13 protein-coding genes are annotated in these 11,432 nt (G+C 67.7%); 6 read left to right on the top strand and 7 right to left on the bottom strand.

Annotated elements, in window-relative coordinates; translation table 11 throughout:
• The 3 genes from FFS23_RS18905 to lepB form a co-directional block, all read right to left on the bottom strand.
• The coding region (locus FFS23_RS18905; RefSeq protein ID WP_137899817.1) for a GIY-YIG nuclease family protein at nucleotides 1-431 on the bottom strand (431 nt) is incomplete at its 3' end.
• 295 nt (nucleotides 432-726) lie between these two features.
• The gene (gene rnc / locus FFS23_RS18910; RefSeq protein WP_137899826.1) at nucleotides 727-1,395 is read right to left on the bottom strand and encodes a ribonuclease III; all 669 of its coding nucleotides are present in this window, start codon (nucleotides 1,393-1,395) and stop codon (nucleotides 727-729) included.
• Nucleotides 1,392-2,231 (bottom strand): signal peptidase I, encoded by an 840-nt coding sequence (gene lepB / locus FFS23_RS18915; RefSeq protein WP_137899818.1) that lies wholly within the window; start codon nucleotides 2,229-2,231, stop codon nucleotides 1,392-1,394. The genes rnc and lepB overlap by 4 nt, the downstream gene beginning before the upstream one ends.
• Nucleotides 2,232-2,354: 123 nt before the next feature.
• On the opposite strand from lepB, the gene pgi reads away from it, so the two are divergent.
• From pgi to gorA, 5 genes are read left to right on the top strand one after another with little or no spacing between them, the layout of a single operon-like run.
• Nucleotides 2,355-3,845 carry a glucose-6-phosphate isomerase gene (gene pgi / locus FFS23_RS18920; RefSeq protein ID WP_137899819.1) on the top strand — a complete coding sequence of 497 codons (1,491 nt, stop codon included), beginning with the start codon at nucleotides 2,355-2,357 and terminating at the stop codon, nucleotides 3,843-3,845.
• A gap of 35 nt (nucleotides 3,846-3,880) precedes the next feature.
• The gene (locus tag FFS23_RS18925; RefSeq protein ID WP_137899820.1) at nucleotides 3,881-4,267 is read left to right on the top strand and encodes a DUF4174 domain-containing protein; all 387 of its coding nucleotides are present in this window, start codon (nucleotides 3,881-3,883) and stop codon (nucleotides 4,265-4,267) included.
• Nucleotides 4,268-4,321: 54 nt separating this feature from the next.
• On the top strand, nucleotides 4,322-4,534 hold the full coding sequence (locus FFS23_RS18930; RefSeq protein ID WP_137899821.1) for a type II toxin-antitoxin system VapB family antitoxin: 213 nt from the start codon (nucleotides 4,322-4,324) through the stop codon (nucleotides 4,532-4,534).
• Nucleotides 4,531-4,944, top strand: coding sequence for a type II toxin-antitoxin system VapC family toxin (gene vapC, locus FFS23_RS18935; protein WP_038663087.1), 414 nt, complete (start codon nucleotides 4,531-4,533; stop codon nucleotides 4,942-4,944). The genes FFS23_RS18930 and vapC overlap by 4 nt, the downstream gene beginning before the upstream one ends.
• Nucleotides 4,944-6,290 carry a glutathione-disulfide reductase gene (gorA, locus tag FFS23_RS18940; RefSeq protein WP_137899822.1) on the top strand — a complete coding sequence of 449 codons (1,347 nt, stop codon included), beginning with the start codon at nucleotides 4,944-4,946 and terminating at the stop codon, nucleotides 6,288-6,290. The genes vapC and gorA overlap by 1 nt, the downstream gene beginning before the upstream one ends.
• 219 nt (nucleotides 6,291-6,509) lie before the next feature.
• On the opposite strand, the gene FFS23_RS18945 is transcribed toward gorA, so the two are convergent.
• Nucleotides 6,510-6,929, bottom strand: coding sequence for a c-type cytochrome (locus FFS23_RS18945; protein WP_137899823.1), 420 nt, complete (start codon nucleotides 6,927-6,929; stop codon nucleotides 6,510-6,512).
• A gap of 54 nt (nucleotides 6,930-6,983) precedes the next feature.
• Between FFS23_RS18945 and FFS23_RS18950 the strand changes: the two genes are divergently transcribed.
• Nucleotides 6,984-7,397 carry a hypothetical protein gene (locus tag FFS23_RS18950; RefSeq protein WP_137899824.1) on the top strand — a complete coding sequence of 138 codons (414 nt, stop codon included), beginning with the start codon at nucleotides 6,984-6,986 and terminating at the stop codon, nucleotides 7,395-7,397.
• Here the strand turns inward: FFS23_RS18950 and FFS23_RS18955 are convergent.
• From FFS23_RS18955 to FFS23_RS18965, 3 genes are all read right to left on the bottom strand, one after another.
• Nucleotides 7,380-8,759 carry a dihydrolipoamide acetyltransferase family protein gene (locus FFS23_RS18955; protein WP_137899825.1) on the bottom strand — a complete coding sequence of 460 codons (1,380 nt, stop codon included), beginning with the start codon at nucleotides 8,757-8,759 and terminating at the stop codon, nucleotides 7,380-7,382. The two genes, FFS23_RS18950 and FFS23_RS18955, sit on opposite strands and share 18 nt — an antisense overlap.
• Before the next feature lies 1 nt (nucleotide 8,760).
• The gene (locus tag FFS23_RS18960) at nucleotides 8,761-9,768 is read right to left on the bottom strand and encodes a transketolase C-terminal domain-containing protein (protein WP_137899827.1); all 1,008 of its coding nucleotides are present in this window, start codon (nucleotides 9,766-9,768) and stop codon (nucleotides 8,761-8,763) included.
• Between the two features lie 163 nt (nucleotides 9,769-9,931).
• Nucleotides 9,932-11,236, bottom strand: coding sequence for a thiamine pyrophosphate-dependent enzyme (locus tag FFS23_RS18965; protein ID WP_249340761.1), 1,305 nt, complete (start codon nucleotides 11,234-11,236; stop codon nucleotides 9,932-9,934).
• Between the last annotated feature and the right edge of the window lie 196 nt (nucleotides 11,237-11,432).

Below are 11,432 nucleotides of genomic sequence, written 5' to 3' on the forward strand. Positions count from 1 at the left end.
GGATACGCAAGCGATGCGTTTGGGGATGGGTGCGCTTCGACAGGCTCAGCGCGAACGGGATTTGGAACGGAGCCCGTACCCGTTCCCGTCTCCGGTCTCGTTCCCGTCCCCTCACCCGTTTGCCCTGAGCCTGTCGAAGGGCCGGGTTCCGCCTGGCGATTGCGGGCGAGTTGGCTCAGCGCTCCCCAGTCGGCGCGGATCAGTGCTTCCTTCTCGGCGCGGCTCCAGCCGTCGATCCGGCGTTCGGCTTCGAGTGCTTCGAGACGCAAGGGGAAATCCTGCGACCAGACGAGGGTCACCGGGCGGCGTTTCGACGTATAGCCCTCGAACGCACCGGTCTGGTGCTGACCGATGCGCAGGTCGAGGTTGTCGGTGTGGCCGGTGTAATAGCTGCCGTCGTTGCAAAGGAGGATATAGGCCCAGAACGCCATTACCCACCCCTCAGTGCAATCGCAGATGGACGCTCGTGCGAGCCGGTCGTCTGCCACGCCCACCCCGTCACCCCGGACTCGTTCCGGGGTCCACCCTGCGGCGAGGAGAGAGGGTTGATCCGCCACCATTCTCTCGCGGCCCCGTGGACCCCGGAACGAGTCCGGGGTGACGAAATTGACAAGGAAACCGATCGAGCCTCATCAGCGCAGCCATATGCGATAGCCCTGCCCCGCCCCCGGGGAGAGGTGCCCTTCGACAGGCTCAGGGCGAACGGGGGGCGGAGCGTGACGTGCCTCACCCCTGGAGCTTCTCCAGCAGCGCTTTTGCCGCGGCCGTCTCCGCGATCTGCTTGTTCGCGCCGGTCGCGGTCGCGTCCGCGAAGCTGCCGATCTTCACCTGTACGGTGAAGCGCGGCGCATGGTGCGGGCCGGAGCGGTCGACGACGACATATTCCGGGGTGCGCCGGCCGGCCGCCGCCGCCCATTCCTGCAATGCCGATTTGGGATGCTGCGGTGCCTTGTCGCCGTGCTGGACGCGATTGCCCCAGGCCTTGCGGACGAAGGCGCGCGCGGCGTCGAGCCCGGCCTCGCGATACCAGGCGCCGATCAGCGCCTCCATCACGTCGCCGAGGATATTGTCGCTCTCATAGGCACCGTCGTCGCGCGCCTGTTTGCCGAGGCGCAGATGCGCGCGCACGCCGAGCTCGCGCGCGACGTCGGCGCACACCGTGCCGGTGACCAGCGCGTTGAGACGCTTCGACAATTGTCCCTCGGGCTCCTTGGGGAAGAGCTCCCACAGCCATTCCGCCATGACGAGGCCGAGGACGCGGTCGCCGAGGAATTCGAGCCGCTCGTAATTCTCCGCCGCCTGGCTGCCGTGGGTCAGCGCGCGTTGATAGGGCGCGATGTCAGCGGGGCGGCGGCCGAAGGTCTCGGTCAGCCATTCGGGCAGCGCGATGCTCAGAAGCCCTCTCCGATCCGCTGCCAGCGTGCCGCGGTGAACCAGCTGACCGGGTTGATCCACGAGGCGTTGCCGTCGGTCGAGAAGAAGGTGACCACCGCCTTGCCCTCGATCCGCTCCATCGGGATGTAGCCCATGCCGATCGGCGCCGGGAAACGGCTGTCGGCGCTGTCGTCGCGATTGTCGCCCATCAGGAAGACGTCGCCGGCGGGCACGGTGTAGAGGCCGGTGTCGTCCGCCTGCGGAATGTCGGCCTGATCGAGCACCATGTAGCTCTTGCCGTTGGGCAGCGTCTCGCGGAAGCGCGGGTAGCGGCAGATCGGTACGCCGGCGGCATCGACGTCCTGAAACTGCGAACCGCATTTCTGCGCGTCGAAGTTCGGCGTGAGCGGGAGCACGAAGTCGGCGACGCGCTGCTTGGGGATCGGCTTGCCGTTGAGGATCACCTGACCGCGCCGGACCTGGATCGTGTCGCCCGGCAGGCCGATGACGCGCTTGATGACGTCATGATCGTCGGGCTCGGGCGAGCGGAAGACGACGACGTCGCCGCGCGTCGGATCGCGGCCGAGGATCCGTCCCGGGATCAACGGCACGCCGCCCGGCAGCGACCAGCGCGAATAACCATAATTCCATTTGGTGACGAACAGATAATCGCCGATCAGCAGCCGCGGCAGCATCGATTCCGAGGGAATCGAGAAGGGCGCGAACAGGAAGCTCCTGAGGATCAGCACCGCGATCGCCAGCTTGACGAGGAAGCGCAGCGTCTCGTTCAGTTCCGAGCGCGGCGGCTTGACGGTGGTGATGGTGGCCGCGGGGGCCGGCGTCGGTGTCTGATCCATAGCGAGGGAGCCTTAGCGTCCCCCGAGCGTCCTGAGTAGTCGTTCCGACCGACAGGGCTTGCCCGCCCGCGCAGGATCGATACGGGACTGACACGAACTCCCTTCCCCGAAGGACGAAAAGACATGAGCGACTGGTCTGCGATCGAAGCCCTCCCCTCCCCCAAGCTGGTCGAGCTGTTCGATCAGGACGGCGAGCGGCTGTCCAAACTCAGCCTCGACGTGGCCGGAATCCATTTCGACTGGTCGAAGACGCATCTGACGACGCAGGCGGTCGAGGCGTTCGCCGCGCTGGCGCAGGCGCAGGACCTCGCCGGCAAGCGCGACGCGATGTTCGGCGGCGAGCACGTCAATGTCACCGAGGACCGGCCGGTGCTCCATGCCGCCGAGCGCGGCGAGGGCGATGCGGAAAGCGTCGCGCTGGCGCGCAAGCTGCACGAGCGGATGCGCTCGCTGATCGACGCGATCGAGGGCGGCGCGCTCGGCGACATCCGCCACGTGCTGCATATCGGCATCGGCGGGTCGGCGCTCGGGCCGCATCTGCTGGTCGATGCGCTGGGACGCGAGGATGCACGCTACGACGTCGCGATCGTCTCCAACGTCGACGGCGTCGCGCTGGAGGATGCGATCAAGGATTTCGATCCGGCGGCGACCCTGCTGGTCGTGGCATCGAAGACCTTCACCACCAAGGAAACGATGCTCAACGCCGAATCGGCGCTGCAATGGATGACCGAGCATGGCGTCGAGGACCCCTATGGCAAGGTGATCGCGCTGACCGCGGCGCCCGACAAGGCGATGGAATGGGGCGTCGACGAGACGCGCATCCTGCCGTTCGGCGAAGGTGTCGGCGGGCGCTATTCGCTCTGGTCGTCGATCGGCTTTCCGGCGGCGATCGCGCTCGGCTGGGGCGCGTTCGAGGAACTGCTCGAAGGCGCGGCGGAAATGGATCGCCACTTCCGGCTGACCGCGCTGCACGAGAATGCGCCGGTGCTCGCCGCCTTCGCCGACCTCTATTACACGCAGGTGCGCCACGCCGAGACGCGCGCGCCCTTCGCCTATGACGAGCGGCTGCGGCTGCTGCCGAGCTATCTCCAGCAGCTGGAGATGGAATCGAACGGCAAGGGCGTGAAGACCGACGGGACGCCGGTCGGTCGGCCGACCGCGGCGATCACTTGGGGCGGGGTCGGCACCGATGCGCAGCATGCGGTGTTCCAGTTGTTGCACCAGGGCACGCATCTGGTGCCGGTCGAGTTCATCGCGGTGATCGAGCCCGGCGACACGCTCGCCGAGGACCATCATCGCCAGTTGCTGGTCAACGCCTTCGCGCAAGGGGCGGCGCTGATGAAGGGCAAGCAGGTCGAGGATCCGGCGCGCTCGTACAGCGGCGACCGGCCGTCGTCGACCTTGCTGCTCGACGTGCTCGATCCGCGCACGCTGGGGGCGCTGATCGCCTTCTACGAGCATCGCGTGTTCGTGAACGGGGTGCTGCTCGGCATCAATTCGTTCGACCAGTTCGGCGTCGAACTGGGCAAGGAGATGGCGAAGGCCGCCGACCAGGGCGGCCAGTCGTTCGATCCCTCGACCGAGGATCTGATCCGGCGCGCCGGGCTGGAGTGATCGAAGCGTTCGGGATCGTCGTGCGTTGAGGCGCGATGATCCCGCTCCTGCTCGCCGCGGCGCTCGCGCCCGTTCCCGCCACCGTCGCTGCGATGCGCTGGGAGCGGCGGGTGTTGCTGCTGTCGGCGCCGCGCATGGATGACGCGGGACTGGCGGGACAGCGGCGGGCGCTCGCCGGCTGGGATGCCGCGGCACGCGAGCGCGATCTGGCGGTGGTGACGATCGTCGGCGATCGGGTGAGCGGCGCGGACGACGGCGCGGCGGGGTTGCGCAAACGCTATCGGCTGCCGGCGGGCCGGTTCGTGGCGATTCTGATCGGCAAGGACGGCGGCGAGAAACTGCGCGCGACCAAGCCGATCGCGGCCGAGGTGCTGGCGGAGACGATCGACGCGATGCCGATGCGGCGTGCCGGGGAGCGGTAGCGTTGCACCGCCGCTCCCCGAAGATTATGTGTAGAGCACAGGCGGAGCATACACATGCGGACGAATATCGACATCGATGAGGACCTGCTCAACGAGGCGATGCAGGCCCTTGGCACCAAGACCAAACGTGACACGATCATCGAGTCGCTGCGGCGGACGATCCGTGCGCGACGCCAGCTTGCGGCGCTGCGCGGCTTGGAAGGGCTCGGCTGGGAGGGCGATCTCGACGACATGCGAACGAGCAAATATCTGCCGACCGACGAATGATCCTCGTCGACAGCAGCGTCTGGATCGACAAACTGGCGCACCGCCGCACGGTACAGACCGAGGTGCTGGAAGCGCTGATCCTGGCGGAACAGGATATCGGCGTCGGCGATCTGATGCTGGTCGAGGTCCTGCAAGGGACGCGCGACGTGCGCGCCTATCGTCATGCAGAAGCGCTGCTCGCCGAGTTCGACATGGTGCAGATCAGCGACCATCATGTCGCCGTTGCAGCCGCCCGCCACTATCGCCATCTCCGCGGTCTCGGCATCACGATCCGCAAGACGATCGACACGCTGATCGCCACCCGCTGCATCCTTGACCGCCTTCCGCTGTTGTACAGCGATCGCGATTTCGACCCTTTCGTCCAGCATCTCGGCCTTCGGTCGGCGCTCGACGCTCCCGGAGTGAATTGATGTCCGACTATGATTATGACCTGTTCGTCATCGGCGCGGGGTCCGGCGGCACGCGCGCGAGCCGCGTCGCCGCGGCGCATGGCGCGAAGGTGGCGGTCGCCGAGGAATATCGCGTCGGCGGCACCTGCGTCATCCGCGGCTGCGTACCCAAGAAGCTGCTGATCTACGGCGCGCATTTCGCCGAGGATCTGAAGGACGCCAAGCGCTTCGGCTGGCAGGTGCCGGACCAGTGCGCGTTCGACTGGCAGACGCTGCGCGACAACGTGCTCGAAGAGGTCGACCGGATCAACGGCGCCTATACGCAGACGCTGGAGACGCACGGCGTCGAGATCATCCACCAGCGCGCGGTCGTCACCGGGCCGCATAGCGTCCGCCTCGCCGACGGGACCGAGAAGACCGCCGGGCGCATCCTCGTCGCGGTCGGCGCGCATCCGGCGGTGCCCGACTGCCCCGGTGCAGAACACGGCATCACCAGCAACGAGGCGTTCCATCTCGATGCGATCCCCAAGCGCATCCTGATCGCCGGCGCGGGCTATATCGCCAACGAATTCGCCGGCATCTTCCACCAGCTCGGCGCGCACGTCACGATCATGAACCGGACGCAGGACATCCTGCGCGGTTACGACCTGTCGATCCGCGACCGGCTGCTCCAGATCAGCATGATGAAGGGGCTGGAGTTCAAGTTCGACGCCAATTTCGAAGGCATCGAGAAGGGCGAGGACGGTTGTCTGACCGTCCGTATGTCGAACCATGACCCGGTGACGGTCGACATGGTGATGTTCGCCACCGGCCGCGTGCCCAACACCGAAGGACTCGGCCTCGAGGAGATCGGGGTGAAGCTCGAAAAAGGCGCGATCGTCGTCGACGAGCAGAACCGGTCGAGCATCGACAGCATCTTCGCGGTCGGCGACGTCACCAACCGGGTCCAGCTGACCCCGGTGGCGATCCGCGAGGGGCAGGCGTTCGCCGATACCTTCTACGGCGACAAGCCGACCACGGTCGATTATTCCAACATCCCCGCGGCGGTGTTCAGCCATCCGCCGATGGCCGGCGTCGGCATGACCGAGAGCGAGGCGAAGCAGAAGCTCGGCTCGATCCGCGTCTATTCGTCGGACTTCCGGCCGATGAAGAACGTGCTCGCCGGTCGCAACGAGCGCGCACTCTACAAGATGGTCTGCGACGGTGAGACCGGGCGGATCGTCGGACTGCATATGATCGGGCCCGACGTGCCCGAGATCCTGCAGGCGGCGGCGATCGCGGTGAAGGCGGGGCTGACCAAGGCGCAATTCGACGAAACGGTCGCGCTCCATCCGACGATGGCCGAAGAGCTGGTGCTGATGAAGTGAGGGCCGGCTGGGCGCCTAGAAACATTCGAGATTGTGGCGTTCCGGACAACGACGGGCGCCGGTGCATCCCTCGTCTCGTCACCCCGGGCTCGACCCGGGGTCCCGCTTCTTCCTGATCCGCATCGGTCAAGGCAGCGGGGCCCCGGATCAAGTCCGGGGTGACGGGTAGACGGCGATGAATGTCGATGGGTCCCGGGCCGCCCGATCGGCGCAGCGATGCTATCGCTGCGCCTGAAGGTAGGCGATCACGTCGGCACGGTCGAGCGGGTCGGCGAGGCCGGGGAAGCCCATCGAGGTGCCGGGGGCGAAGGCGCGGGGGTCGGCCAGCCAGACGTCCAGCCGCTCGGGCGTCCAGCGGCCGCCGACGCGTTGCAGCGCGGCGGTATAGCCGAAACGCGGGCTGACCCCGGCGACCGGCGCGCCGACGACGCCGAACAGCGTCGGGCCGTTGCGATCGGGCGCGTCGCGGCGGATGGCGTGGCAGGCGGCGCAGCGCGCGAATTGACGCTCGCCGGCGGCGACGCTGGCGACGCGCAGCAGCGCGGCCCGATCGGGTGACGGACCGGCGGCGGCGCGGCGCGCGGCGCGGTCGTCGTTCGAACAGGCGGCGAGCATCGCGACTGTGGCCAGCCAGAGCATGGGCAGCGCAGGGCGTTTGGGGGCTTCTTTACTTTTGTCCGTTACGGACGAAATATGACCCATAAGATGTTCGTCCTCGCGCTGTCGGGGGCCATCGCCGTGGCCGGACTGCCGGTCCCGCCCGCGACGTCGAGCTCCGCTTATGCCGCGGAGCGCCGCCTGATGGCGAGCCGCGCGGTGCAGCAGCAAGCCTATTTCGCGCGTCGGCTGACGCTGCTCGGCGAGCGGCTAGACCGGCAGCGGCGCGCCGGGCTGGTCGCGCCGGGGCCGGCGGCGTTCATGCGCGACGACCTGACGCGAATATGGAACGGGGTGGACCAGTACGTTCAGCGTGGCGCGGCGCTCAGTCCGGACGAGCGGCGGAGCTATTGCGCGATGCTTCGCCGCATCGAACAGCGGCTGGCGCAGGCGGAGGCACGGCGGCATGCCGGCCCCCGCCTCGCCGATCGGTCAGTCCGCGAACAATAAGACCGGCGTTTCGAGCTGCGTCTTGAGCGCCTGAACGTAGCTCGCCGCATCCGAGCCGTCGACGACGCGATGATCGCAGCTGATCGACAGGTTCATCAGCTTGGCGCGGCGGATCTCGTCGCCGCGACCCGTGAACACCGGGCGTTCGACGATCTTGTTCGGACCGATGATCGCCACTTCCGGGCGGTTGATGACCGGCGTCGTCGCGATGCCGCCGAGCGGCCCCAGCGAGGTGACGGTGATCGTGCCGTTGCCGAGTTCTTCCGGCTTCAGCTTGTTGGCGCGCGCCGCCTCGGCGAGGCGCGCGATCTCGGTGGCGAGTTGCCAGACGTTCCTGTCCTGCGCGTCGCGGATCACCGGCACGGTAAGCCCAGCGTCGGTCTGCGCCGCCATACCGAGATGGACGCGGCCCGAGCGCGTGACCACGCCCGCCTCGTCGTCGTACCGCGCGTTGAGCATCGGGAATTGCGGCAACGTGCGGCAGATCGCGACGATCAGCAGCGGCAGCAGCGTCAGCTTGGGGCGTGCGCCGCGATGATCGTTGAGATCGGCGCGCATCGACTCCAGCGCGGTGACGTCGATCTCGTCGACATAGGTGAAGTGCGGGATGTTGCGCTTCGACGCGGCCATGTTCTCGGCGATACGGCGGCGCATGCCGATGACGCGGATCTGCTCGTCGGCGCGGGCGCGGGATGCGCCGGGGGCTTGATAGCCCTGGCCGGCGTTGTAGCGCAGGAAGGCGTCGAGATCGGCGTGGCGGACGCGGTCGGCGTCGGTCTTCACCTGTGCGAGGTCGATGCCGAGATCGCGCGCGCGGGCGCGGACGGCGGGCGAGGCGAGGACATGGGCCTGGTGTGCTGCGCCACCATCCTCCGTTCGCCCTGAGCCTGTCGAAGGGCGGCTCTCCCCAATCGGTGCGTTCGCGGCCTGTGCTTCGACAGGCTCAGCACGAACGGGCGATGGGGCGCTGGGCTCGCCCGACCGCGCGGGGGTGGTCAGGCCGGCGCTCTGCGCTTCCTCGACGCCCGGGTTTTCCGCCTCATATTGTTCGGCGACCTCGGCCTGCTCGGCACTCGGCGGTGCGGCGATCGCCTCGCCCCCTCCCGCGGTCTCGCCCGCATCCTCGGTCTCGATCACCACCAGCGCCGCGCCGATCGCGACCTGGTCGCCGACCTCGCCGGCCAGCTCGACGACGACGCCCGACACCGGCGATTCCATCTCGACGGTCGCCTTGTCGGTCATCATGTCGGCGATATTCTGGTCTTCCTCGACCCGGTCGCCGACGGCGACGTGCCAGGCGACGATCTCGGCCTCGGCGATGCCCTCGCCGATGTCCGGCAGCTTGAAGGTGAAGCGGGCCATCCTATGCGTCCTTCATGATCTTCTTGAGGGCCTGGCCGATGCGCACCGGCCCCGGGAAATACGCCCATTCGAGGCTGTGCGGATACGGCGTGTCATAGCCGGTGACGCGCTCGATCGGCGCTTCGAGATGGTAGAAGCAGCGCTCCTGCACCAACGCCGACAATTCGGCGCCGAAGCCGCTGGTGCGCGTCGCCTCATGGACGATCATGCAGCGGCCGGTCTTCTTCACCGACGCCTCGATCGTCTCAATGTCGAGCGGCACGAGCGTGCGCAGGTCGACGATCTCGGCATCGATATTGTGTTCGGCGATCACCGCCGCGCAGACGTGGACCATCGTGCCGTAGCACAGGATGGTCAGCGCCTCGCCCTCGCGCACCACCGCGGCCTTGCCGAGCGGCACCTTGTAATAGCCGGTCGGCACCTCGCCGGCGGGATGTTTCGACCAATTCTCCGACGGCTTGTCCCAATAGCCGTTGAACGGGCCGTTGTAGATGCGCTTGGGCTCGAAGAAGAGGACGGGGTCGTTGTCCTCGATCGCCGAGATCAGCAGGCCCTTGGCGTCATAGGGCGTCGCGGGAATCACCGTCTTGATGCCGGAGACGTGGGTGAAGATGCCCTCGGGCGATTGCGAATGCGTCTGGCCGCCGAAGATGCCGCCGCCGAACGGCGAGCGCACCGTCATCGGGCTGATGAACTCGCCCGCCGAGCGATAGCGCAGCCGCGCCGCCTCGGAGACGAGCTGGTCGAGCGCGGGGTAGATGTAATCGGCGAACTGGATTTCGGGGACCGGGCGCAGGCCATAGGCGCCCATGCCGATCGCGACGCCGATGATGCCGGTTTCGGTGATCGGCGTGTCGAAGACGCGGGTCTTGCCATATTTCGCCTGCAGGCCCGCGGTGGCGCGGAACACGCCGCCGAAATAGCCGACGTCCTCGCCCATCACCAGCACGTCGGGATCGCGCGCCATGCAGATGTCGAGCGCGCTATTGATCGCCTGGATCATGTTCATGCGGGCGGTGCCGGTGTCGGCGGCGGGGTCTGGCTGGGTAGTGATGTCGGTCATTCCACAATCCTCGTCACCCCGGGCTCGACCCGGGGTCCCGCTATCGTGCGCGGCAGGAAAGAAACAGCGGGACCCCGGGTCACGCCCGGGGTGACGGCGTGCGTGGCCATCACTTGCGCGCCCATGGCCGGCCGCTCGCCTCTTCCTCGGCCATCATCTGCGCCTGCTGTTCGCGCAAATGCCACGGCATCTCCTCGAACACGCCGTCGAACAGCGTGTCGAGCGGCTGATGCAGGCCGTGGCCGAGGATGCCGTTCTTCTCGGCTTCCTTCTGCTCGGCCTTGACGTATTCGGCGAGCTCGCGGTCCTGCGCGGCGTGGCGCTCCTCGTCCCATTCGCCGATGACGATGAGGTGCTGCTTCAGCCGCGCGATCGGGTCGCCGAGCGGCCAGGCGGTCGGTTCGCCGGCGCTGCGATATTGCGTCGGGTCGTCGGAGGTCGAATGGCCCTCGGCGCGATAGGTGAAATGCTCGATCAGCGTCGGCCCGGCGTTGGTACGCGCGCGCTCCGCCGCCCACAGGGTCGCCGCATAGACCGCGAGCGCGTCATTGCCGTCGACGCGCAGCCCGGCGATGCCATAGCCGATCGCGCGCGCCGCGAAGGTCGTCGCCTCGGCCCCGGCGAAGCCCGAGAAGCTGCTGATCGCCCATTGGTTGTTGACGACGTTGAAGATCACCGGCGCGCGATAGACCGCGGCGAAGGTGCAGGCGGAGTGGAAGTCGCCTTCCGCGGTCGAGCCCTCGCCGCACCACGCCGCGGCGATGCGCGTATCGCCCTTGGCGGCCGAGGCCATCGCCCAGCCGACCGCCTGCGGATATTGCGTGGTGAGATTGCCCGAGATCGAGAAGAAGCCGTGGTCGCGCGCCGAATACATGATCGGCAGCTGCTTGCCCTGGAGCTTGTCGCCACGATTCGAGTAGATCTGGTTCATCATCTCGACCAGCGGATAGCCGCGCGCGATGAGCAGCCCCTGCTGGCGATAGGACGGGAAGCACATGTCCTCGAAGTCGAGCGCCTGAGCGGCGGCGATCGCCACCGCCTCCTCGCCCGTCGCCTTCATGTAGAAGCTGGTCTTGCCCTGCCGCTGCGCGCGGAACATCCGCTCGTCGAAGGCGCGGAGCAGCGCCATGTTGCGCAGCATCCGCCGCAGCATGTCGGGCGAGAGCTTGGGGTCCCACGGCCCGACGGCGCGGCCGTCCTCGTCGAGGACGCGGACCAACGTATAAGCGAGATCGGTGAAGTCATGCGCCGAGGCGGCGGTATCGGGGCGCCGCGCCGCACCGGCGGGCGGCACGTCGACGCCGACGAAGTCGACCGCATCGCCGGGCCGGAACTTGGGCTCCGGCACGTGCAGCGTCAGCCCGGGCAGGTTCCGGGGCGGCTGCGCATTGGCGCGAGGATGCTCGCTGGCCACCATCTCTCTCCTTCACGTCCGACGAGGGTCGCCAGCGCTGTTGTTGGATCGTGTTGCGCGGCTGTAATTAAATTTCAAGCGGCTTTTCGGTGGGCGGAGCGATTCCGCTGTACCGGTCGAAACGGATCGTGTGCCGGGCAGACCCCATTCCTCCCCGGCACGGGGAGGTGGCAGCGCGAAGCGCTGACGGAGGGGG

The sequence above is a fragment of the Sphingomonas sp. 2SG genome (assembly GCF_005503285.1).
In the GTDB taxonomy this organism is placed as follows: domain Bacteria; phylum Pseudomonadota; class Alphaproteobacteria; order Sphingomonadales; family Sphingomonadaceae; genus Sphingomonas; species Sphingomonas taxi.